21 protein-coding genes, 1 tRNA gene and 3 pseudogenes are annotated in these 22870 nt (G+C 35.4%); 15 read left to right on the forward strand and 10 right to left on the reverse strand.

What is annotated here, in order from left to right; translation table 11 throughout:
- Nucleotides 1–145 precede the first annotated feature (145 nt).
- Nucleotides 146–960, forward strand: a pseudogene (locus MWH06_07735) (transposase).
- A gap of 111 nt (nt 961–1071) precedes the next feature.
- Nucleotides 1072–1158 (forward strand) — tRNA-Ser (locus tag MWH06_07740).
- Nucleotides 1159–1284: 126 nt separating this feature from the next.
- Here the strand turns inward: MWH06_07740 and MWH06_07745 are convergent.
- Nucleotides 1285–2469, reverse strand: coding sequence for an SAM-dependent methyltransferase (locus MWH06_07745; protein ID UPA55085.1), 1185 nt, complete (start codon nt 2467–2469; stop codon nt 1285–1287).
- A gap of 101 nt (nt 2470–2570) precedes the next feature.
- Between MWH06_07745 and MWH06_07750 the strand changes: the two genes are divergently transcribed.
- Nucleotides 2571–2942 carry a hypothetical protein gene (locus MWH06_07750; GenBank protein UPA55086.1) on the forward strand — a complete coding sequence of 124 codons (372 nt, stop codon included), beginning with the start codon at nt 2571–2573 and terminating at the stop codon, nt 2940–2942.
- On the forward strand, nt 2943–3227 hold the full coding sequence (locus MWH06_07755; GenBank protein UPA55087.1) for a DUF2610 domain-containing protein: 285 nt from the start codon (nt 2943–2945) through the stop codon (nt 3225–3227). It begins immediately after the preceding gene.
- A gap of 6 nt (nt 3228–3233) precedes the next feature.
- Here the strand turns inward: MWH06_07755 and dapD are convergent, their stop codons facing one another.
- The gene (dapD, locus tag MWH06_07760; protein ID UPA55088.1) at nt 3234–4064 is read right to left on the reverse strand and encodes a 2,3,4,5-tetrahydropyridine-2,6-dicarboxylate N-succinyltransferase; all 831 of its coding nucleotides are present in this window, start codon (nt 4062–4064) and stop codon (nt 3234–3236) included.
- 73 nt (nt 4065–4137) lie between these two features.
- Between dapD and MWH06_07765 the strand changes: the two genes are divergently transcribed.
- Together MWH06_07765 and rpe are read left to right on the forward strand one after the other, a co-directional pair.
- Complete coding sequence (locus MWH06_07765; protein UPA55089.1) at nt 4138–4566, forward strand: zinc-ribbon domain-containing protein; 429 nt, start codon at nt 4138–4140, stop codon at nt 4564–4566.
- 117 nt (nt 4567–4683) lie between these two features.
- The gene (rpe, locus tag MWH06_07770) at nt 4684–5373 is read left to right on the forward strand and encodes a ribulose-phosphate 3-epimerase (protein ID UPA55090.1); all 690 of its coding nucleotides are present in this window, start codon (nt 4684–4686) and stop codon (nt 5371–5373) included.
- Nucleotides 5374–5565: 192 nt separating this feature from the next.
- On the opposite strand, the gene pnp is transcribed toward rpe, so the two are convergent.
- The 3 genes from pnp to truB are packed head-to-tail and all read right to left on the reverse strand — an operon-like array spanning nt 5566 to nt 9077.
- On the reverse strand, nt 5566–7839 hold the full coding sequence (pnp, locus tag MWH06_07775) for a polyribonucleotide nucleotidyltransferase (protein UPA55091.1): 2274 nt from the start codon (nt 7837–7839) through the stop codon (nt 5566–5568).
- Between the two features lie 14 nt (nt 7840–7853).
- Nucleotides 7854–8126 (reverse strand): 30S ribosomal protein S15, encoded by a 273-nt coding sequence (gene rpsO / locus MWH06_07780; protein UPA55092.1) that lies wholly within the window; start codon nt 8124–8126, stop codon nt 7854–7856.
- A 12-nt stretch (nt 8127–8138) separates the two neighbouring features.
- Nucleotides 8139–9077: a tRNA pseudouridine(55) synthase TruB gene (gene truB / locus MWH06_07785; GenBank protein UPA55093.1), complete on the reverse strand. Its 939-nt coding sequence runs from the start codon at nt 9075–9077 to the stop codon at nt 8139–8141.
- Between the two features lie 140 nt (nt 9078–9217).
- Between truB and MWH06_07790 the strand changes: the two genes are divergently transcribed.
- Entirely contained in the window at nt 9218–9547 is a 330-nt protein-coding gene (locus tag MWH06_07790; GenBank protein ID UPA55094.1) for a hypothetical protein, read from the forward strand.
- 150 nt (nt 9548–9697) lie between these two features.
- Here the strand turns inward: MWH06_07790 and ribD are convergent, their stop codons facing one another.
- Both ribD and MWH06_07800 read right to left on the reverse strand, forming a co-directional pair.
- The gene (gene ribD, locus MWH06_07795; GenBank protein UPA55095.1) at nt 9698–10930 is read right to left on the reverse strand and encodes a bifunctional diaminohydroxyphosphoribosylaminopyrimidine deaminase/5-amino-6-(5-phosphoribosylamino)uracil reductase RibD; all 1233 of its coding nucleotides are present in this window, start codon (nt 10928–10930) and stop codon (nt 9698–9700) included.
- The gene (locus MWH06_07800) at nt 10930–12129 is read right to left on the reverse strand and encodes a deoxyguanosinetriphosphate triphosphohydrolase (protein UPA55096.1); all 1200 of its coding nucleotides are present in this window, start codon (nt 12127–12129) and stop codon (nt 10930–10932) included. The genes ribD and MWH06_07800 overlap by 1 nt, the downstream gene beginning before the upstream one ends.
- 47 nt (nt 12130–12176) lie before the next feature.
- Here MWH06_07800 and MWH06_07805 point away from each other — a divergent pair, with 47 nt between their 5' ends.
- Nucleotides 12177–12647 (forward strand): heme biosynthesis protein HemY, encoded by a 471-nt coding sequence (locus MWH06_07805; GenBank protein ID UPA55097.1) that lies wholly within the window; start codon nt 12177–12179, stop codon nt 12645–12647.
- Nucleotides 12648–12669: 22 nt separating this feature from the next.
- The gene (locus MWH06_07810) at nt 12670–13344 is read left to right on the forward strand and encodes an ABC transporter ATP-binding protein (GenBank protein UPA55784.1); all 675 of its coding nucleotides are present in this window, start codon (nt 12670–12672) and stop codon (nt 13342–13344) included.
- A 238-nt stretch (nt 13345–13582) separates the two neighbouring features.
- Here MWH06_07810 and MWH06_07815 read toward each other — a convergent pair whose 3' ends face one another.
- Entirely contained in the window at nt 13583–14281 is a 699-nt protein-coding gene (locus MWH06_07815; protein ID UPA55098.1) for an alpha/beta hydrolase, read from the reverse strand.
- Nucleotides 14282–14436: 155 nt separating this feature from the next.
- Here MWH06_07815 and MWH06_07820 point away from each other — a divergent pair, with 155 nt between their 5' ends.
- The 3 genes from MWH06_07820 (at nt 14437) to MWH06_07830 (ending at nt 17927) form a co-directional block, all read left to right on the forward strand.
- Nucleotides 14437–15573 (forward strand): cysteine desulfurase, encoded by a 1137-nt coding sequence (locus tag MWH06_07820; GenBank protein UPA55099.1) that lies wholly within the window; start codon nt 14437–14439, stop codon nt 15571–15573.
- Between the two features lie 638 nt (nt 15574–16211).
- Nucleotides 16212–17027: a transposase gene (locus MWH06_07825; GenBank protein UPA55100.1), complete on the forward strand. Its 816-nt coding sequence runs from the start codon at nt 16212–16214 to the stop codon at nt 17025–17027.
- A 90-nt stretch (nt 17028–17117) separates the two neighbouring features.
- Nucleotides 17118–17927: an ankyrin repeat domain-containing protein gene (locus tag MWH06_07830; GenBank protein UPA55101.1), complete on the forward strand. Its 810-nt coding sequence runs from the start codon at nt 17118–17120 to the stop codon at nt 17925–17927.
- 312 nt (nt 17928–18239) lie between these two features.
- On the opposite strand, the gene MWH06_07835 is transcribed toward MWH06_07830, so the two are convergent.
- A complete protein-coding gene (locus MWH06_07835; protein UPA55102.1) occupies nt 18240–19838 on the reverse strand; it encodes an iron ABC transporter permease in 1599 nt (532 codons plus the stop codon).
- Between the two features lie 129 nt (nt 19839–19967).
- Here MWH06_07835 and MWH06_07840 point away from each other — a divergent pair, with 129 nt between their 5' ends.
- Nucleotides 19968–20795, forward strand: a complete 828-nt coding sequence (locus MWH06_07840) for a rhodanese-related sulfurtransferase (protein UPA55103.1) — start codon at nt 19968–19970, stop codon at nt 20793–20795.
- Between the two features lie 76 nt (nt 20796–20871).
- Here MWH06_07840 and terL read toward each other — a convergent pair.
- Nucleotides 20872–21135 (reverse strand): annotated as a pseudogene (gene terL / locus MWH06_07845) (phage terminase large subunit).
- 75 nt (nt 21136–21210) lie between these two features.
- Here terL and MWH06_07850 point away from each other — a divergent pair.
- Nucleotides 21211–22025 (forward strand): annotated as a pseudogene (locus tag MWH06_07850) (transposase).
- 164 nt (nt 22026–22189) lie between these two features.
- A complete protein-coding gene (locus MWH06_07855) occupies nt 22190–22855 on the forward strand; it encodes an ankyrin repeat domain-containing protein (protein UPA55104.1) in 666 nt (221 codons plus the stop codon).
- Nucleotides 22856–22870 lie beyond the last annotated feature (15 nt).

A 22870-nucleotide genomic window follows, 5' to 3' on the forward strand; every position in this document is an offset into this window, starting at 1 on the left:
GTTCTCAGTGCTCCTGAATTGTTTATACTAAATCCTTACCATCACACTCTGGGACTGTACATCTAAAGACCTGCTGAAAAAGGTGATTGAAAAAATGATGTGAGAGAGGTAGAAGAAGAATAAGCAGATCAAGTAAGGAAAAAAAATGAGCTTTAGTTACTATAATATGAAAAAATACCCAAGAAACTTTCGTAATATAACAGGTTTAACTATAGAGGAGTTCGAAAAAGTAGTGGAAAAAGTGAGGTCTGGATGGGAAAAACAGAAAAAGTGTCATGGTAGAAGATCAAAACTACCAACTCTGGAAGATAAGTTGTTTTGCGTAATTTTGTACTATCGCACTTACATAACACATAGATTTTTAGGATGCCTATTCAATGTACACAACGCAAATGTATGTAGGTTACTTAAGAGAATAGAGCCATTACTCGCCAAAAAAGTGACTATAACAAAAGATAGAAGTATGACGCCAGAAAAAATACTGAAGATTTTGGCTGATGTTACAGAACAGCAAATACAGAGACCAGAAGATAGTAAAAAACGGAAGAAATCATATTCAGGAAAAAAAGAACCAACACTATGAAAACTGAGATTATTATCGAAGAAGGAGGAAGAATTTTATCAGTGTCAAAGTCATACCGTGGTAGAATTAGTGATTTCCGCATAAGGAAACAAGAAAAATATTTACCACTTGATAGCATAAAACATGCCGATTCTGGATATCAAGGTTGGCAAAAATTGCAAAGCAATGTTATAATTCCATATAAAAAGTATCGTAAAAAGCCATTAACTCCAGAGCATAATAGAAGATTAGCATCATTTAGAATGAGAGTAGAAAACAAGATCCGAGAGATAAAGATATTTAAGATTATGTCGAATGTTTATCGCAATTTTCAGAAAAAATATAACCTGAGGTTCAATATTATTGCTGGTATTGTAAATCTTAAGCACGCCTTTTAGTTAACCTTGATTTTAGTCACCCTCCTTTCCTTTTTTTATCGCTTGATTCGCAGCAGGTCTCAGGTTTTTATATTGTTTAGCAGTACAATTTTCAATATTATGAATAAGCATGGAAAGGTGGCTGAGTGGTCTAAAGCACACGCTTGGAAAGCGTGCACATATGAAAATATGTCGGGGGTTCGAATCCCCCCTTTTCCGCATATCACCTCTAGAATGGTATAAAACCCTAGGTCGCGCGCACAACTCTATTCCTATAGTGAGTAGCTCCCTCCTATCTCATTTATATCATATTTTTAACTTACCCAATAACATAAATTACTTTAGCTATGCTATCAATAGCATTGCTTTAAAAAGAGTGCCCATATTTTCAGTCAACCTTAAGAATTCACTAAAGATCCTATTCTTTTGTTCATCATTTGCGCTTTTCATTAAAGCCTGGGTTCTTTCTTTTATGCCAAAAAGATACAAAAATTCTCTTTGAGTTAAAATCTCGCAATCTACGTGTTTTAATGAATCTTTTAATGCTTGAAAGTTCACAAGTGCAGTAATATCACTATTACCAACATTCTCAAGAAAATTAGCATACTTATGTTGTTTTATCGATTGCAAAGTGCTCTTATATGCGGGGTATACATAACCGTAATCTATAATCAAAGCAGCTCCTTTATTATTATGTATCTTCTTTTCAAGTTTTTTTAATATTTCAACCCCAGTCGAACATATTTCCACCACTGCACCATTAAAAAGTTTTCCATTTGTCATTCTAGCGCTTGGTATACAACTGCACGACTTGCAGATGGTGTTATGAAAGTAACTGACACTGGAGTCCAGTTTTTTGATCGAAAATGTTGCATAGTGCGCTTGTTTACAATCAATTTTGCTGGATCCCAGTGTCACGCACTGGGATGACAAAGAGGGGGCACTGGGATGACGAGGAAGGGGCACTACACACTGGCATGACACCAAGAGACTGCCATCATCTTGTTTTGTCACCCTATTTTCATACCACCCCTCATCACGATATACAAACTGATCTATCGGAAGAGCATCAAAGAACTCATTTGCTAAAAAAATGGTTGGTTGTTCTGGTAGGTTGTCAATATCTTTGTGCCAATTAACACCTAAGCCTTTTAATTTTTCCTTTTGTATCTTCCGTAAAGTAGGGCTTATTTCAACTAAGTGGATCAACATTGAATTAAAAAAGCTGCTGTATTTTCTAGTGACTCTTATTATATCGTGAATCAGTGTTCCTTTACCTGGCCCAAGTTCAACTAGAGAAAATTTTGATGGCTTTCCTAATTTTTCCCATGTATGCATTATCCAAACTGCAATTACTTCACCAAATAATTGGCTGATCTCAGGTGCAGTAGTAAAATCACCATCCTTACCAAGTGGTAATCTACTCGTATAATAGCCGTATTTTTCATGGTACAAAACGGCATTTATGAAATCACTGATGGATATTGATCCTTGACTTTTGTCAATTAATTCGTGTATATAAGTGAGCATGTTATTAATAAATGTTTAACTATAGCGTGCCATAATATAAAATAGTAGAGTATTTATATATATAGTATAAACTCAAGTTTGTGATTAATAGTGCTTCAGTTATGGACGACAAAAACACCGATTATGTTGCCCTTATACCTCAAGATGATAGTATTGAATACAAATTTGAAGAAGCTGTCAATTTTATAGAAAACAAGGTTATAAATGCTGATGGACTAACTTTAGCGGAAGTGTTTCAAGTGCTAGTTCAAATGCTAGATGGTGATCTAGCATTGGTAAAAAAAGTACTAGCATATGCTAATATTATGGCAAAGCATGGAATGAAGGTAGCAAAAGAGTCGCAATTAAGAAGAGCTGATGTTCGCCGAGCTTTGGAAGGTAAAGAAAGTGTTGTCAATAGACAAGATTTTATAAAGAAACCACCTCTTCCACCTGCTATAAAATCGACCAAAAAGAAAAGTAGAGGTCTTTAAATGGCCGAATCTATAAAAAAATTTACTGTACAATGTGACTTCAAAGGGCAAAGTTCACTTTTTGCAATATACATAGGAAATCCAAAGAGTGATGCTCATCCAATTCATCATCAAGATTCCTGGCTTGTAAAAGAACGTGGAGGGAATATCCCTAATAAAGTAAAAGAAAGTCTACAAAAATTACATAAACTATCTCAAGAAAATGGAGTCTCTTTCTCAGAGTTATGTGCGTATGCCATTACTGTGGTTAGTAATAATGATAAAAAAAGTGACGACAAGCAGTGAGATAGTTTAATCCCTCAATATTTCATTTATAGAGACTTTCGATCTCGTCTTTTTATCCACTTTTTTTACTATAACTGCACAATAGGTTGAAATGTTATTTTTAGATGGAATAGACCCTGGTATCACTACAGAATAAGGTGGCACTTCGCCATAAAATACCTCGCTAGTTTCTCTATCAATAATCTTTGTTGACGCTCCAATAAACACACCCATGCCAAGGACTGATCCTTCTCTCACTACCACACCCTCGGCTACCTCGCTACGTGCTCCAATAAAGCAATTATCTTCTATAATGACAGGTGAAGCTTGAATAGGCTCAAGGACTCCACCTATTCCCACTCCACCGGAAATATGGCAGTTTTTTCCTATTTGTGCACAGCTACCAATCGTTGACCAGGTATCTATCATTGTTCCTGAATCAACATATGCACCAACGTTGATAAAACTTGGCATTAGAACAACATTTGTACCTATATAAGCAGATCGGCGGACAAAACACCCAGGAACTGCTCTAATTTTTAACTGGCGAAATTTCTCCTCATTCCATTCACTAAATTTGTTACCGATCTTGTCAAACCAGCAATTGGTATTGTCTATTATTTTGTTTTCTTCAGTGAGAAAATGTAATAATATTGCCTGCTTTATCCACTTATGTACTACCCATTCTCCACTTGATAGCTTTTCTGCTACTCTAATTTTGCCACTATCAAGGAGCTCAATTACCTCTTTAATTGCTATTCTTGCTGTTTCCTTTAGGTTACAGTCATTAAATTTTTCTCTATTTTTCCAAATATTTTCTATCTCACTTTGTGTTTTTTTTAGTTGCAAACCTTCCATTTGTTATATATATTAATATTAAATTTATAGCTCTGTACTATTTGAGCTTGTTACTACTTTATATGTAAGTGCTATGAAAATACAATGTAATAGTTGTACTAAAACTTACTTAGTATCTTCTGAGCAAATTGGTGCATTTGGAAGAAAGGTAAAGTGTACGAACTGCAATCATATATGGCATGAACATCTAGAAGAAGCATCAAACAAATCGCACTCTGCTAATATACAGGAAAAAAAAATTAGTGGAAGGGATTTTTTACAAAGTCTAGCATTTACCACTCTAGCTTTTGCAGCAGCTACAGGGTTATGCGTCGTAATTGCTAATGGCATCTTTCCTAGAGAGATGAACAAAGCATACAAAATGATCAGTTCATATAAGGATTCAATAAGCTATAAATTAGGGTACAAAAAAGAACAAACAGAAAATCCAAATGTAAAAAAACTTGTTGTAAATAAGTTTTATCAAGACTACCTTTTTTTATCTAATTTAAGATCTAGTTAAATAGGCATAAACCATCGCCGATATTGGTATCCAGTTCCTATAGCTACTCAGATGATGCAAATAGTATTAGGGTGACAGAGTTTTAAAAATAAGTTATTTTTTAGTAAAAAACAGCTCATGAGTATTAAAATTGCACCTTCTATACTTTCAGCAGACTTTGCAAAATTAGGAGAAGAAGTAAGAAAAATTAGCGATTTAGGTGTAGATTACATACACATAGACGTTATGGATGGGAATTTCGTTCCAAATATTACAATTGGTCCTAGCGTTGTCTCTGCAATACGTAAATATAGCAATCTTCCTTTTGATGTGCATTTAATGGTCAAATCTCCTGGTAACCACATTGAAAGCTTTATAAATGCTGGTGCTGATATTATCACTGTACATGCAGAAGCAGAGATACACCTTGAGAGGTTGATAAGAAAGATAAAGTCATACAAAAATGTAAACGACGCAAAAAAACCGATTCAAGCTGGAGTCTCAATTGTTCCTTCAACTTCCCCAAGTGTGCTTGAATATATAATACATGAGCTAGATATTGTGCTGATTATGACAGTCAACCCTGGCTTTGGAGGGCAGGAATTTATTCATTCACAGTTGAACAAGATATCTACTGTAAAAAAAATGATACAGGAGCGTAATCTTAAAACACAAATTTCAGTAGATGGTGGAATTAACTTTTCTAACGCAGCTGATATAATAAAAGCAGGTGCTGATATTTTAGTTGCGGGATCGGCGATATTCAAGGCTGAAGATATTAAGAAGGCCGTAAATGATCTAAAAATCCATCGTGGTAATCCTATATAGCTAGTGCAGCCCTACGTTATACCGCGATTCATTCGCGGTATCTCAGCCGCTAACACGTAGCGGAGTGTTGGCAAACCTAAGATCTTTAGCTAGTTAACACAAATTATTTCTATTATCTACCAATTTGAAAAAGTCTCTGGTCCAAGTAGTCAAGCTACTTGGATGACAAGAGGTAACGCAAGAAGTTTACTCTTAATAAAAGCCCGATGATGAATCATTACTACCAAATTTCGGCCTATTTCTGTTGCTGAAACCAGAACGAGGACGAGAAGGCTTCTTATGGTAACTTCCTCCAGATTTTCTATAAAATGAATTATTGTAATAATTACCTCTGTCATTTGGACCATCTTTCCTTTCCTCATTGTAAAGCTCACCTTCAAAAAACTCTCCCGTCTCTTGATCAACTCGACGTCTTGACAACTTTGGACATCCACCTTTTTCGAAGTCAATTACTAGTGCTTTGAAAGTATCACCTTGTTTGAGTATGCTCTCTATAGAATCTATGTGTTCATTAGCTACTTCACTTATGTGCATTTTTCCTTTTCTGCCATTAAGAAATTCAAGCTCTACAATAGACTTCTCTATTTTTACAACTTTGACATCAACTATAGAACCTTGTTCTAGTTCTGTTATTGAATCAATCATCATACTCTTTGCAATTTCAGCTTCAGTGCCACTCGTGGCAAAAACAGAAACTTTACCATCATCTCCTATTTCAATTTTTGCATTACTTCTCTCACACACACTACGTATATTTTTTCCTTTAGCACCAATAGCTGCAGAAATTTTGTCTTTATCTATGTAAAATGATAACATCCTTGGTGCATGGTCTTTGACGTCATCACTGTGTTCTGAAATCACTGCATTCATTTTTTCTAAAATATGTAATCTTCCAGCTTTTGCCTGTTCTAAAGATTTTTCAACAATTTCAAAGCTTATACCAGAAATTTTCATGTCCATTTGTAACGCCGTAACCCCTTCACTAGTTCCTGCTACTTTAAAGTCCATATCACCAAGATAATCTTCATCACCCAATATATCGGAAAGTATTACATACTCGTCTTTATCTTTAATAAGGCCCATAGCAATTCCAGCAACAGGAGCCTTTATTGGTACACCCGTATCCATTAAAGCAAGAGAAGTCCCGCAAACTGTTGCCATAGAAGAAGAACCATCAGATTCCATAATTTCAGATACTACTCTTATTGTATAAGGGAATTCAGATTTATCAGGTAAAACAGGATGAATTGCTTTCCAAGCAAGTTTACCATGACCGATTTCTCTCCTTCCTGGTGCACGCATAGCAGAAGCCTCTCCAACAGCAAATGGAGGGAAATTATAATGCAGCATGAAATGCTCACGTCTATCTCCTTCAATATCATCCACAATTTGCTCATCTTGAGTAGTACCAAGAGCAGTAACAACCAATGCCTGAGTGTTGCCTCTTGTAAACAGCGCAGAACCGTGAGTTCTGGACAGAATATCAACTTCAACTTCTATCTGACGTATCTCATCATGCTTACGACCGTCTATCCTTACACCTTTCTTCCTAATTATTTCACGTACTAAAGATCTTTCAAAGTTTTTTACTGCATACGTAATTAACTTTTCATCTTTTCCAGTCTCTTTAAGAGTATTCAATATATTCTCTCTGACCGCTTCTAGAGCTTGAACTCGCTCTTGTTTTACTGTTTGCGAATATGCTTTTTCAAAATCTTTACCGTATTTTTCGAGCTCTTGTGTTATATCTGATGTATCAACAGGAGCAAAGCTTTCAGGCTTATTGCCAACTGTATCAGCAAACTCTTTTATGAGCTTAATGACAGGTTTAAGGTGTTCATGGCCAAATTTTATTGCATTAAAAACATTTTCTTCAGAGAGCTCTTTCACTTCTGACTCAACCATTAAAATCGAATTTTCATCACCAGACAAAAACAGATCCAAGCTGCTTGCTTTCATCTCTTGAACAGAAGGGTTGAGTATATAGTTATTATTTTCATCACAACCAACTATCACTCCAGCTATAGTAAAGTGAAAAGGAACACCAGAAACCGCAAGAGCTGCAACAGCACCAATCAATGCTGGCACTTCAGGAGGATTGACTGTATCATAAGTTAATAGATTACACACCACACTAATTTCATCATGAAATCCTTCTGGAAAGAGTGGCCTTACACTCCTATCTATTACTCTTGAGATTAAAGTTTCTCTATCAGATGGCTTGCCTTCTCTTTTAAAAAAACCACCAGGGATCTTACCCATGGCATAGCTTTTTGCGATAAACTGCACATTTAAAGGTAGGAAATCAACGCTTTCTTCCTTCTTTTTATGTACAACAGTTACTAAAACAGAAGTACCACCGTAATTTACAACTACTGAACCATGAGCTTGGCGTGCTATTTTTCCTGTTTCTAAAGATAAGGCACAACCACCCCACTCTATAGATTTTTTTATAATTTTAAACATACTAAATTCCTCGATTATTTTCTAATGCCTAACTTCTCTATTAATTCCCGGTAGGCTTCATTACCAAATTTACGCTTTATATAATTTAAGTGCTTGCGTCTTCTACCTATCAATATAAGTAAACCACGCTTAGAGTGATGGTCATGCTTGTGTACTTTAAAATGCTCAGTTAAGTTACTGATCCTCTCGGTCAAAATTGCACATTGTACAAAAGATGAACCTGTATCATCTTCTTTAATTGCATATATATTTATCAAACTCTTTTTCTTTTCGGATGTTATTGACATCTAAACCTCATTTTAAATATTAAAAACACGAATAGGTTTCACACAACCATAAATAAAACTGCAGATTGCAATAGGTACACTACCCACTATCGTACAAAAAATATCATAATTCTTTAAATTACGCAAGTTATTTAATAAAATTTCCTGACCTTTTCTGATTTTCCCCGCATCTTCTAGGGAAATTTCAACTTTGAACATCGATCTTAAAGCCGATTCAATGGGAATGATGAAACTTTTTACATTACTCCTTGTACCTTCTATTACTCCAGTATCACCTTTTGTTATCGGAGAGTAAGTTATTGTGTTTCTTTCAGCAAGCTGTTCAATTGTCACTGATTCGTTTTCTCTAAAGTCACCTACCATAGTTCTTCTTAATTTCGTAATGTGTCCAAAACAATTTAATGCAATGCCAAGATCACGAGCAATTGATCTCACATATACACCACTACCGCACATCATAGAAAAATCTGCACTATTATTTATGGTGTCCACAGATATCAATTTCAGTTCATGTATTTTGACTTGTCTGGGCTTTATATTCACCTTTTGCCCACTTCTTGCCAATTTATACGCCCTTGCTCCTTTGATTTTTATTGCTGAAAATTGAGGAGGTGTCTGCTTGATCTCACCAATAAAATTTTCAATTGCACAATTTATTTGATTATATTCTGGTCTTATATCACTAGTTCTAATAATATCACCATCTAAATCGTCTGTGGTTCTTTGCTCACCCCATTTTATTGTAAAATTATACGCTTTTGAATCGCAAAATAAATAGGGTATAGTTTTTGTTGCTTCACCAAGAGCAATTGGCAACACACCTGAAGCTAAAGGATCAAGTGTTCCCAGATGACCAGCTTTCTTAATTCCAAAGATCTTTTTAACTTGGGTTACAGCTTGTGCAGAACTAATTCCTATTGATTTATCAAGATTCAGCCAACCATGTTTCATAGTTAATTATATACAATTGGTAACAGTTTAGGAAGCAGCTTGAAATATATACTTTAAATAATGATGTAAAAATGGCTTGACTAGCATGCATTATTAACATATACTTAACCTTTTTATTAGCCTTATTTAAGGGGGCTATTATGACTATAAAAAACACGAAGTGGGAAAATACTGCACATATAACAAAAATAGGTATTGAAGGTTTAGTTGCAGTTGCATCTTTAGCGGCAGCAATAACAACAATATTAATTTCTACTAAAGTAATTGCTGGCCCTGCATCTTTAGCACTTGTTGCTAGCCCTGCTGGAATTGCAGTTCTATTTATTGCCGCTGTATTTTTTGCTGCAGCAGCATATTCTTCATATCAGCAAATGTATAAGAATGAAGAAATAAGTGGAGCTAAAACAGGTGCTGAAGCAGCAATTGAAGTAAAAACTAAAGATTTAGCTACTAAAACTGAATTCAGATGATCTTCAAGAAAAAGTTAAAGAAATTTTACCTGCTCTCTTAGAAGATCCTATAGTTACTAAACCACTTGATGCGAAATACGTAACTAAATAAATAGCAAAAGAGGTGGAGCCATTTCTACCTCTTTTTTTTCCATTATTTAGGTACGTAAGTTATGGTAATCTATCCCACATCTCAACTACATCCTCACTAAACTCTATTATCTCTGTTTTTTTGAACTGATAGCAGTTGTTAATGGATTGGATTCCTAAGTTTCCTATAAAAGGAATGGCATCGTTGCCTAGAATTTTACCACTACGGCAGATTATCAACCTGTCGATTAAATTACACTTTAATAGTTCTGTGATTAATACCCCTCCACCTTCAACTAATAACCTTGTTATACCAATTTCTGAAACAAGTTTTGATGCCATGTCTTGTAGGCAGATTTTGCCTGCCTTTCGATCTGATGTCATTCCAGCGTGTGACGCTGGAATCCAGTCTTTATCATACAACTGCTTAGTGTACTGATTTGGAATTAAGTTTTCTGGATCCAAGTAGTTAAGCACTGGGATAACAGTAGGAGGCATTGGAGTGACAGAAGGCTTGTTGTTTGAATTAACTACTAAATAGTTAATGTTTTTTATTTTTCTCTCTACTTCCTTATTTGTGATTACCCAAGTTATTACTTTGTCTGCAGTCTTTGCAATATTATGCTCTTCCTGCAATTTTTCCTGGCTATCTATAATTAGCCTTATTGGTGATCTATTTTCGAGCCCTGGTAACCTGCAAGTTAAGAGTGGATCGTCACTAACAAGGGTATTGCTGCCAATCATAATTGCGTCATATTTTGCTCTAAGCTCATGTATCCAATTTCTCGTATCCTCACTTGTTATCCATTTGCTATCGCCTGTAAATGTTGCGATTTTTCCGTCAAGAGTTGTTGCGATTTTGCAAGCTATAAATGGTCTATGTAATTCTTTAGTGGTAAAAAAACCGACATTCAGTTCTTCTGCCTCTTTTTGCATAATACCTTGCTCAACTTCAATTCCTGCTTCTTTCAGAGCTTTAATTCCTCCACCTGAAACTCTACTATCTGGGTCAATAGTTGCAATTACTACCCTTTTTATTCCAGCTTTTATGATTTTCGCAGTGCAAGGCCCCGTGACTCCATGATGACAACATGGCTCAAGAGTGATATATATAGTTGCACCATGAGTTGAATCTTTAGTGTTTTGCAAAGCAACTATCTCTGCATGCGGACGTCCACCGATCCCTGTATATCCCTCACTAATAATTGTACTATCCTTTACAATAACACACCCGACAGCAGGATTTGGTGCAACATTTCCAAGATTTTTTTCTGCAAGCTTTAATGCAATTGACATGAAGTGATCATCTGTCATTAGAAAGAAGTCATTTCATAGGAGGTATCAAAAATTCTTCTGTGCTCGTGTATGGCAAATCTATCTGTCATACCTGAGATATAGTCACATATTATTACTGAACGCTGAGATTCACAAGCGAGTTTGCTCCACTCTGTGGGAAGTAATCCTGGGTTTTCATAAAAACATTGAAAGAGTTCCTGTATTATGCGTTTTGCTTTGTTCATCGTTCTACTCAGTTTATAGCTTCTGTATATTTTCTCCATGTTGAATCTTTTCATTTCTTTTGTAGCATTCGCAACTTCTGGTGAAAATGTGACTAGCATTTTATTTAGACTTCTTACGTCTTCTACGCTTTTTATTTTGTGATCTTCAATATTTCTTTCAGTCTGAGAAACAACATCACTTATCATAGTTCCTATAGTTCCACTCAGTGATTCATGTATGAGTTTGCTCTGAGGCAATTCTGAATATCTGCTCCTTACGTCTTTAAACATTTTTCCAATTAAAGGGACATTCAGCAAATCTTCGATGGTTACTAAATTTGCTCTGAGTGCGTCATCAAGATCGTGAACACTGTAAGCAATATCATCGGCAATTGAAGCAACTTGTGCTTCAATGCTTGAAAATTCCTCAAGTTTTAGATCATATTTTTCATTATATTTTAATAACAGCTGATTATTTGTAGAAAACTCCGCATTCTGACCAAGTAAGGGACCGTTATGCTTTGCAACGCCTTCAATCACCTCCCAACTTAGATTCATACCATCAAAATCAGCATGTTTTTGTTCAAGATAAGTTAAAATCCTTATAGCTTGAACATTATGATCAAACTCATACTTCTCATTATCAAGATTCAAATCTTGAACTGATTTCTTTAGAGCATCTTCACCTGCATGACCAAATGGAGGATGACCAAGATCATGTGCGAGCGCTATGCATTCAGTGATATCCTCATTTAAGCCAAGTCTACGCGCAATGGACCTTGCAATTTGTGCAACTTCAAGGCTATGAGTAAGCCGAGTACGATAGTAGTCGTGCTCATAATTGATAAAAACTTGTGTTTTGTACTCCAATTTTCTAAATGCATTAGAGTGAATGATACGGTCCCTATCACGCTGAAAGCAACTGCGATTCTCATCTTCTGGCTCTTTGAAGTATCTCCCTTTTGTTTTGCTTGGAAAGCATGCATAATTTAATAGAAAATTATTGTTTGACATGTAAAATTTCTACTATAATAAATTATCAATAATAAACGGTGGTTACTATGTCAACAAATTACAACATCAACTTAACTGATAATGCACTAAAAAAAATCCACTCTCTTACAGAGCAGGAAGGGGATAAGGGTTCCGTTTTGCGGGTTGCAGTTTCAGGCGGTGGATGTTCTGGCTTCAAATACAATTTTCTTATGGATCAAATGAATAAAAATCTATCTTTGGATGATGAAGATGATGATTACGATGATGAGTTTGATGACGAAGACGAAGATGATGACTATGAAGAAAGCGAGGACTATAGAAGCCACTCCAATTTTAGCAAAGAAGGTAGAGATATAGTAATTAATGATGAAAATGGCAATCCTGTATTAATGGTTGATAATTGTTCAGCAAAATTTTTAAATAACTCAGTTGTAGATTATACTGAGGATCTCAGTGGTTCTGGTTTTCAAATAAAGAATGCCCTTGCTAAGTCTCAATGTGGTTGTGGTAACAGTTTTTCGGTTTCCAAAATTTAGATGCCTTCTGGGTCTTTTAAACATGGGTGGTAATGTAGCACTAGAACTAACTTCTGTAGATAAAAGCTTCAAGGATAATTCTGCTGTTGTAAAAGACATCAACCTAAGTGTCACAAGAGGGCAAGTAGTAGCGCTGATTGGCAATTCAGGTGCAGGAAAAACAACTATATTGCAAATCGCAGGCTTGTTGGACAAGCCAACTTCAGGTATAGTTACGATAGATGGAATAAATTGCACACAAGCCAATAATAAGCATAAAACCCATGTAAGAAGAAATTTTCTTAGTTTTGTTTATCAATTTCACTATTTGTTACAAGAGTTATCGGTGTTGGAAAATATTATGCTTCCTCAACTCATTGCAGGAAAAAGCAAAGCTGAAGCAAAAAAAAATTCGCAAGCAATGTTGGAAAAATTTGGTCTAGGAAACAAAGCAAGTAGCATGGTATCTGAAGTTTCGGGTGGGGAAAGGCAGAGAATTGCAATTGCAAGAAGCATTGTAAACTCTCCAAAGCTTTTACTTGCAGATGAGCCAACAGGAAATTTAGATCCAACAAATTCTTTTAACGTGTTTTTACTGCTACATTCATACGTAAAGGAAAATAACAGCTCTATGCTTATAGTAACACACAATCATCTCCTTGCAGAAAAGGCAGACTGCATTTTCCAATTGAGAGATCGATCATTAGTGAAGTTGTGAATAGGAAAAATAGCACAATTTCTATGCCTTATACTTATCTAACCAATGATCATTAACAGAGTACAACTCGCATGAAACGCTTTCATTGCTTTTTATACACGGACTTTTTAACTTACGCTGTTTACTTAGGGAACACCCCGATAACATAAACACAGCTAAAACAAAAAATAATAGCTTTTTAAACATAACAAAACCTTTTCATTTATATTACTACACTCATTTCTCTTGTTTGTAAAGGTTAGGCACATTCTTTTACCCTTACCTCTTTTTTGACCTTTTGAGAAGAAATAGTTGCACTGTTTAAGCGCAGTTTTATATAACCATCTGCGATTTGAGTCACTTCCTCTTCTTTATCCCTTAGAAAGTGATTAGTATCGTCTATTATATGGTATTTCATGTGATCACTTTTTACTGAATTTATTAACCTTTTTGCTAATTCTGTTACATCGCTTTCTTCTGAGATTGTATCGTTACTGCTTTGTATTACAAGCCCAGAAACTGGACAGGGAGAAAGAAAAGAAAAATCGTACTTAGTTACCGGAAGAGAAAGAGCAATAAAGCCCACTATCTCAGGGCGACGCATTGTTAGCTGCATAGCCACCCATGCTCCAAAAGAAAAACCAGCGATCCAAATTGGAACGTTGCTAGGATTATGTTCCTGAAGCCAATCAATAGCTACCGCAGCGTCAGTTAATTCTCCTATACCCTTATCAAAAGTTCCGGTAGATTTTCCCACACCACGAAAGTTAATTTTCAATGCAGAAAAATTGTTATCGATAAAAGACGTATATATACCATGTACAATTTTACTACCCATATTACCACCATATTGAGGGTGATGATGCAAAACCAGCACAACCGGCGCGTTGGCATCTTTGCTTTGGTGGTATTCACCTTCTATCTTTCTTGTTGCATTATTCAAAAAAACTTCTACCACGGTAACTCCTAATAAAAACCTGCTTGACAGGTATTGATGACATGAATTATTAATTGTGTATTAATTTCGCTGTTTTTGCAATAAATTTTTTATCGTGTTAAAGCTAACGTACATAGTTATGGCTATAGTTGATGGTAAACTTATTTAAGTGACAGATGAGTCCATTCTCTTTAGAAAACAGTGGTTACGTATATGCTGATTACAATGCAACTGCTCCAATTAGTGAGAATGTAAAAAAAAGTATATTTGAGGTCTTGTTAAAACAAACGCTCAATCCATCATCACTACATAAAAGAGGACAAGAAGCGAGGAAGATTCTTCAGGATGCAAGAGATAACATACGTGATGCTATTGGTGTTCCAAGTGATAAAGAAATAGTTTTTACGTCTGGTGCGACTGAAGCGAATAACCTTGTTATGAGAGGAATAGCAGGCTATCTGCATGTAATTTCAGCTATAGAGCATCCTTCAATTCTTAATTCTGCATGTAATCCATATATAATACCCGTTAATCAGGAGGGCATTGTTGACTTTTTAGAGCTAGAAAAAATTCTAAGCGAACTTAAAGGAGACAAAGCAATAGTTTCAGTTATGATGGCAAATAACGAAACCGGAGTTATTCAGCCTGTTAAGGAAATAGCTGAAATAGCACACAAATTTGGGGCAATTTGCCACACTGACACTGCTCAAAGTGTTGGAAAAATTAAAGTTAATATGGAAGATTTAGGAGTGGATTTACTCACTTTATCCGCCCATAAATTTGGCGGTGTAGCAGGCAGTGGAGTTTTAATATTCAATAAAGAACTTGCGATAGAACCTATTATAATAGGTGGTGGACAAGAGAAGGGATTTCGTGGTGGTACGGAAAATATTGTTGCGATTGCAGGCCTTTCTGCTGCACTGCAAAATATTCCAGACCTTCTATCAAAAATGGATGAAGTAAAGGAGCTACGTGATCAATTAGAGTGTGAATTATTAAATCTTGCCAGTGATATAAGAATCTTCGGTAAAAACTCTAAGAGGCTGCCAAACACAAGTTTTATTTATATGCCAGGAGTAAAGAGTGATGTGCAGCTCATGCATTTTGACTTGAATCATATTGCAGTTAGTAATGGTTCTGCATGTTCTTCTGGAAAAGTTGAGCCTTCCCATGTTTTGCTTGCAATGGGGGCAACAAAAGAGCAAGCAGAGTGTTCAATTAGAATCAGTATAGGTCCAGAAACTAAACCACAAGACATAAAAAAAATAGTGGATTGTTGGTATAATATCTACAAGAAGAACACCTTGGTATAGATAATACGTGGTATCATGCAGGGAGCTATAAATTAGATGTAAAAACTTACTTGACACCCTTCGCCAGCCCCCTTATCATGAAAGTAAAGTTATTTATTTATCTTCGCAATCTCTGCAGTGGATTAATGACAAAAAAACTTAATGTATTTGGCGTAAATCATGCTTAATTTTTCGCACTATGTGTACCTCATGTCTTTATAAAACTTCTAGGTTTCTACCTATATAAGCTGAAACGCGCTTATAAAGCGTTTAAGACAGTAAAAGACGTCAAATAGACAAGGGAGAATTTGAATACTAGCCACCCTGGGGTTTCTTTGCCTTTTTTTCCGCTCAGTAAATTTCTTAACGTTTATAATTTAGGTTAGTTGCATTTAAAAGCGGCTGAATCGTAGCGTTTAGAATAAAAAACGCCAATATTTTGAAGTACATATAAATAACTAGTCACCAACGGGGCTTCTTTTGCCTTTTTTTTCGTTTGGTGAATTTCTTAAATATTTATGGCTAAAGTAATTTAGGCCTACCGACAACCGTCATCCCGCTACGTGTTAGCGGGATCTATAGACCTGCTGAAAAAGGTGATTGAAAAAATGATGTGAGAGAGGTAGAAGAAGAATAAGCAGATCAAGTAAGGAAAAAAAATGAGCTTTAGTTACTATAATATGAAAAAATACCCAAGAAACTTTCGTAATATAACAGGTTTAACTATAGAGGAGTTCGAAAAAGTAGTGGAAAAAGTGAGGTCTGGATGGGAAAAACAGAAAAAGTGTCATGGTAGAAGATCAAAACTACCAACTCTGGAAGATAAGTTGTTTTGCGTAATTTTGTACTATCGCACTTACATAACACATAGATTTTTAGGATGCCTATTCAATGTACACAACGCAAATGTATGTAGGTTACTTAAGAGAATAGAGCCATTACTCGCCAAAAAAGTGACTATAACAAAAGATAGAAGTATGACGCCAGAAAAAATACTGAAGATTTTGGCTGATGTTACAGAACAGCAAATACAGAGACCAGAAGATAGTAAAAAACGGAAGAAATCATATTCAGGAAAAAAAAGAACCAACACTATGAAAACTGAGATTATTATCGAAGAAGGAGGAAGAATTTTATCAGTGTCAAAGTCATACCGTGGTAGAATTAGTGATTTCCGCATAAGGAAACAAGAAAAATATTTACCACTTGATAGCATAAAACATGCCGATTCTGGATATCAAGGTTGGCAAAAATTGCAAAGCAATGTTATAATTCCATATAAAAAGTATCGTAAAAAGCCATTAACTCCAGAGCATAATAGAAGATTAGCATCATTTAGAATGAGAGTAGAAAACAAGATCCGAGAGATAAAGATATTTAAGATTATGTCGAATGTTTATCGCAATTTTCAGAAAAAATATAACCTGAGGTTCAATATTATTGCTGGTATTGTAAATCTTAAGCACGCCTTTTAGTTAACCTTGATTTTAGTCACCCTCCTTTCCTTTTTTTATCGCTTGATTCGCAGCAGGTCTAATATTGTTATTTTTACAGGAGAGTTTGATATGCCAATTTCAAAAGAAGAGCTTACGTGTCACTTGGAAGCATACTTAATTGATAGTGATCTGGAGCAATTGAAAAACTTTTTGCAAGAAAGATGTGAACATACATATCAAGAGTGGAAGGAGAAAGAATTTGATATAAATCACCTATTTAGCTTAGAGAGAAAGGGGAGTAGTTATAAAGATACATTATTGCATATAGCAGCTGGTTGTTATTGCCGTGAAGAGGATTGGAAGAAGTTAGGACAAGCTCTAATAGACAAAGGGGCTAATGTTAATGCACGAGATTCTTATGGAAAAACTCCTTTGCACTTTGCTTGTGAAGGATGGGTAGCACAAATTTTACTAGATGCAGGTGCTGATGTTAATGCACGAGATTCTTATGGAAAAACTCCTTTGTGCTGTAGTTTAGAAAAAGCGGTAACACAAGTTTTACTAGATGCAGGTGCTAATCCTTTTATAAAGGATGATTATGGCAACACTGCAAGAAAGTTTGCCTCTAGTAAAATAAAGCAGCTTATAAAAAAGGCAGAGAATAAATACAAGCATAAAGCAATTTACGTTGGTAGTGTTTGTGGTGCTATAGCTGCATTAGCAGTTGTTGGTGGATGTTTTGCTGCTGGTGTTACACTCCCGATATTGACTATGATTGGTATCGCTGTGGCTGTTGCTCTAGTAACAGGACTTGTTGCTGGTGGTATTAGTATTACATATGCAATGTCACAGCCTAGTGAGGTTCCTAGTCAGAATCTAGATAACGTTGATACAAAAACGAAAAATGTTTCTTTAGATCTGGCGCAAAAACGTAATTAAGTAGAAGGAAGAAGTCTCTTCTTCCTTTTTTCCAAATTTTTTATTTAGTGAGGTATCTAGATACTCTTAGCAGGATTAAGCCATTTTAGATACCTTGCCCTGACGATATGTTAAAATCAGAGCGGATGCAAATCCCCTTGACTTAAAATGGAAAAAGTATTTTGATGAAAGAGTGAAACGAACAAGAATGTTAGCAAGCTCCTTTTCAAGAGAAGGTTCTCTGCTGGCTAATAATGTTGACATCAACATTATTGTTGAGTGCACTGGTCTTTCCATTAGTGAGATTAAAGAATTAAGTGTGAACGGTTACGTTTATTTTTTATCCTTATCATCAAGTGTAAATAAGGTTATTGTAGAGATTAAGCCTATTATAACTATTATCAACGAAAATGGGGCAGCTTCTCTATAGCGCTCATCGCTTACAAGTTCATATATTCTAGTTGATATAGTTTCAAAATTAAATGGTCTTATAATGAGTGTTGCTGTGAGCTCCTTGATAGTATCCATAAATACGAGCAAAAATCCCGATAATATACTCTTCTTGATGAGAGGGATATGAACATTCAAACATGTGGAAATAGGCCCATGACCCATGGTATATGCAGTCCACTCAATTTCATTTGGTGTTTTTTTGAGCCCTGATTCTACCGCCTTGAAAGATATAGCAAAAAAACGAAATAAATATGAGTAAACTAATGCGCCAATAGTTCCTACCAAGCTAATTTCCACAATATATTGAGTAATGAAAGAAGATATTCTGCTTAAAAATATTATTATGCTAATTGCGATAATTGCATTTGGAATTGCGTAGCCTAAAGAAATGAGACGTGCTACATTATTGATTACCTTACTTTTACGCGCCGTATATCCAATCATTATTGCAATGCTAATTGAGATTAATGCGGTGATAAATGATAAACTAACGCTATTTGCTATTATATTATAGAACCTTGCTTCGTATATGAAAAACCCCTTCTCTATGCTCCAATATATGAGCGGAATCATTGGCAAAATAAAACCTATTAATATCGGCAATACACACATAAAATAAGCAAAGATCAATGGTATAGTGCCACTTACACTCCGTTTGTTGTGATAATCTGCATTAGTGTTGATTGAAGAGTAAGATATTCCTTTTTTTTGTAGTTTCTTTTCGATAGCTATTAGTGTTGCAACGAAAATCAATTCTGCAACTGCTAAAACAGTAGTTGAATATTTATCATGCAGTAAAAACCAGGTGCGATATATTCCTGTCGTAAAAGTATCGATAGCAAGAAACTGTGGTGTGCCGAAATCTGTAATTACCTCCATTAGCACCAAGGACAACCCAGCTATAATTGATGGACGTATGGAAGGTATGATGACAGAAAACAGGCTCTTCAATGAGGAGAACCCAAGTGTTGACGCAATAGTGACTGAGTTACTAACATTCTTTAGACTTGAGCGGACTAGCATATAAACGTATGGATATAAACTAAATCCCATTACTAATATTCCACCACCTAGGGATTTTATTTCAGGAAACCAATAGTCACCTTTGCCCCACTCTAAAATGTCTCTTAATGAGCTCTGCACCGGACCTGAAAATTCTAGTGTATTCACATAGACGAACGCTACTATATATCCAGGAATCGATATCGGAAAGAACAAAGCAATCTCAAAAATTTTACTTCCAGGAAATGAAAAAAATGTGGTGAGCCATGCTGGAATCACTCCAAATATGAAGGATATCCCCCCCACTCCTATCATCAAAATTAGCGTACTCAGTATATATTCAGGGAAAAGTGTGCTAATTACCCATCCAGAATTTGCTGATTCTGTAAATAGAATCGATATTAACGATAGTATAGGACAGACGAATAATATACTTACTGAAAATAAGAATATATTTTTAAATACTCTCAAAAACATTAATTTGGATCTATATTTGATATTAAAATGTTATATGTAAAAACTGAAGATATCCAGTAATTAACAGCCGTACTATTGAATATCTTTATAATTTTGTATATCATGTTTTTAGTTGATAAGTGAATAATCATGAGCTTCGTCATTGCAACTTTCTATCACTTTGTAGAACTCTCTAATTATTATGACATGAAAGACGAAATAAAAACTGCATGCGACAACATTGAATTAAAGGGTACTATACTCCTTGCAGAAGAGGGTATTAATGCAACCGTATCTGGTGAAAGAAACGCGATTGATAAAATATTCGATTTTCTACGTTCTGATTATAGGCTAAGGGACCTTACATGGAAAGAGAGTGCAGCAGAATATCAACCATTTAGCAAGATGAAGGTAAAATTAAAAAGAGAGATTGTAAATCTTGGTGTAAGCAATCTTGATATTTCCCTTAAGGGTAAATATGTTGATCCAGAGCATTGGGATGATTTTACTTCTCAACCTGACGTTTTAGTAATAGATACACGAAATGAGTATGAAGTGAAATTAGGCAAGTTTAAAAATGCAATCAATCCACATACTCAGCGTTTTCGCGATTTTCCTGAGTGGGCAAAGTCTTTCTCTGAGAGTAAAGACCTGAAAGTAGCTATGTACTGCACTGGTGGGATTAGATGCGAAAAATCAACAGCGTACATGAAAAATCTTGGATTTAACAATGTGTACCACCTGAAAGGCGGCATTCTTTCTTACCTTGAAAAAACTTATAATAAAAATGGTAATTGGGAAGGTGAGTGTTTTGTTTTTGATGATAGAATTACTGTTGATAACTCACTTACTCCAAGCAACACAATAAAATGTATATTCTGCTCAAATCAAGTTTCAACGGACAAGCTGAAGTCAGTTCCACGTGGCCAGGTGATTTGTTCTGATTGTAAACTTCAGTGTTATAGCTATAATAAGTAAGAATTCCCTTTACTTGACCTTTATAATCCCAGCGCGTGATGCTGGGATTGGTTTCCCTTACTTCACCATAACTACCTCAAACAGAATCGGGGGTAAAATCCCTGATTCTGAAGGCGTTGGTGTTAGTCTTTCTCACCCACTGCAGATATTGCACGGTACTGTCCACTTGGTCGTCGTGGCGAGTTTCTGGGAACATTAAAATCTCATACTCAAAGTCATTGAGCCATACTGCTTGGTGCGGCAGAAAAACCTTGCCAGACTCTATAGTCGGAACAATCAGGTGGAATCGAGTGAGTTTGTCATCGTGTGGTACTATTTCGATAATGGGTAAATCACTAGACCTGCTGAAAAAGGTGATTGAAAAAATGATGTGAGAGAGGTAGAAGAAGAATAAGCAGATCAAGTAAGGAAAAAAATGAGCTTTAGTTACTATAATATGAAAAAATACCCAAGAAACTTTCGTAATATAACAGGTTTAACTATAGAGGAGTTCGAAAAAGTAGTGGAAAAAGTGAGGTCTGGATGCGAAAAACAGAAAAAGTGTCATGGTAGAAGATCAAAACTACCAACTCTGGAAGATAAGTTGTTTTGCGTAATTTTGTACTATCGCACTTACATAACACATAGATTTTTAGGATGCCTATTCAATGTACACAACGCAAATGTATGTAGGTTACTTAAGAGAATAGAGCCATTACTCGCCAAAAAAGTGACTATAACAAAAGATAGAAGTATGACGCCAGAAAAAATACTGAAGATTTTGGCTGATGTTACAGAACAGCAAATACAGAGACCAGAAGATAGTAAAAAACGGAAGAAATCATATTCAGGAAAAAAAGAACCAACACTATGAAAACTGAGATTATTATCGAAGAAGGAGGAAGAATTTTATCAGTGTCAAAGTCATACCGTGGTAGAATTAGTGATTTCCGCATAAGGAAACAAGAAAAATATTTACCACTTGATAGCATAAAACATGCCGATTCTGGATATCAAGGTTGGCAAAAATTGCAAAGCAATGTTATAATTCCATATAAAAAGTATCGTAAAAAGCCATTAACTCCAGAGCATAATAGAAGATTAGCATCATTTAGAATGAGAGTAGAAAACAAGATCCGAGAGATAAAGATATTTAAGATTATGTCGAATGTTTATCGCAATTTTCAGAAAAAATATAACCTGAGGTTCAATATTATTGCTGGTATTGTAAATCTTAAGCACGCCTTTTAGTTAACCTTGATTTTAGTCACCCTCCTTTCCTTTTTTTTATCGCTTGATTCGCAGCAGGTCTAATGTAGAATTACTATAAATTATTTATCCTGAGAGATTAAATTTTATTTATTTTTAATAAATCGTGTTGTATAATTTAGTGTTGGTTAATAGTTAGGTATGTTATGGCTGACTTATTTGCAGTTGCAAAAGCAGGAAATAAAGATGAATTTGTCAGAATTTGCACAGAGAATGTTGCTTATGCAGCTAAGCATAGGCTTGATGAAAATGGGAATCCATTTCATATAGCAGCAAGCCAAGAAATTCTGCTACCTGTACTCAAAGAGATTATGAGGAATTTGGAAGAAGGTACTAAGAGTAAGGTTAAAAAAGCAGAAGAAGCTAAAAATTGGAAAGAATCAGAAAGATTAAAAGAGAAACTTAAGGATAATAAGAGATATGTTAAAGAAGCACTCTGCGATAAAAGCTACATTAAGGATAATGGGAGAATGGCGGTATCACCTCTTTATTTCTTGGATCCTGCAGAACGGAAGGAAGCTAAGCAAATCGCAGGTATAAAGGGCGGTTTTATATGTAATAGAAAATTTCATTTGTGCTTATACATAATAGGAGCCATAGCGTGTATTGCTGCTTTGTGTTTATCCTTGTACTTTTTATTTTTGGTTTCTCAATCTCTTGCACTAGCTTCAGTAGCTACAATAGCTTCTGGAGGATCTACATGTTTGTTGTTTAAGGCATGTAACGGGATATACGGCTTGTATGATGAAAGTACTATAGTGATAGATCCTGATGTTATGCAACTTTTAGATGGTGGTTTAGCTGCAGCATGAAGCTAGAAATTACCT

This window comes from Wolbachia pipientis (assembly GCA_023052945.1).
GTDB lineage: Bacteria > Pseudomonadota > Alphaproteobacteria > Rickettsiales > Anaplasmataceae > Wolbachia.

Coding starts and splice junctions, on each gene's coding strand:
- MWH06_07755 (UPA55087.1), top strand. CDS start 2,943: ATGGCCGAATCTATAAAAAAATTTACTGTACAATGTGACTTCAAAGGG.
- rpsO (UPA55092.1), bottom strand. CDS start 8,126: ATGTCAATAACATCCGAAAAGAAAAAGAGTTTGATAAATATATATGCA.
- MWH06_07840 (UPA55103.1), top strand. CDS start 19,968: ATGAGCTTCGTCATTGCAACTTTCTATCACTTTGTAGAACTCTCTAAT.
- ribD (UPA55095.1), bottom strand. CDS start 10,930: ATGACAGATGATCACTTCATGTCAATTGCATTAAAGCTTGCAGAAAAA.
- dapD (UPA55088.1), bottom strand. CDS start 4,064: ATGGAAGGTTTGCAACTAAAAAAAACACAAAGTGAGATAGAAAATATT.
- MWH06_07765 (UPA55089.1), top strand. CDS start 4,138: ATGAAAATACAATGTAATAGTTGTACTAAAACTTACTTAGTATCTTCT.
- MWH06_07835 (UPA55102.1), bottom strand. CDS start 19,838: ATGTTTTTGAGAGTATTTAAAAATATATTCTTATTTTCAGTAAGTATA.
- MWH06_07745 (UPA55085.1), bottom strand. CDS start 2,469: ATGCTCACTTATATACACGAATTAATTGACAAAAGTCAAGGATCAATA.
- MWH06_07790 (UPA55094.1), top strand. CDS start 9,218: ATGACTATAAAAAACACGAAGTGGGAAAATACTGCACATATAACAAAA.
- MWH06_07805 (UPA55097.1), top strand. CDS start 12,177: ATGTCAACAAATTACAACATCAACTTAACTGATAATGCACTAAAAAAA.
- truB (UPA55093.1), bottom strand. CDS start 9,077: ATGAAACATGGTTGGCTGAATCTTGATAAATCAATAGGAATTAGTTCT.
- MWH06_07830 (UPA55101.1), top strand. CDS start 17,118: ATGCCAATTTCAAAAGAAGAGCTTACGTGTCACTTGGAAGCATACTTA.
- MWH06_07750 (UPA55086.1), top strand. CDS start 2,571: ATGGACGACAAAAACACCGATTATGTTGCCCTTATACCTCAAGATGAT.
- MWH06_07820 (UPA55099.1), top strand. CDS start 14,437: ATGAGTCCATTCTCTTTAGAAAACAGTGGTTACGTATATGCTGATTAC.
- pnp (UPA55091.1), bottom strand. CDS start 7,839: ATGTTTAAAATTATAAAAAAATCTATAGAGTGGGGTGGTTGTGCCTTA.
- MWH06_07855 (UPA55104.1), top strand. CDS start 22,190: ATGGCTGACTTATTTGCAGTTGCAAAAGCAGGAAATAAAGATGAATTT.
- MWH06_07800 (UPA55096.1), bottom strand. CDS start 12,129: ATGTCAAACAATAATTTTCTATTAAATTATGCATGCTTTCCAAGCAAA.
- MWH06_07810 (UPA55784.1), top strand. CDS start 12,670: ATGGGTGGTAATGTAGCACTAGAACTAACTTCTGTAGATAAAAGCTTC.
- rpe (UPA55090.1), top strand. CDS start 4,684: ATGAGTATTAAAATTGCACCTTCTATACTTTCAGCAGACTTTGCAAAA.
- MWH06_07825 (UPA55100.1), top strand. CDS start 16,212: ATGAGCTTTAGTTACTATAATATGAAAAAATACCCAAGAAACTTTCGT.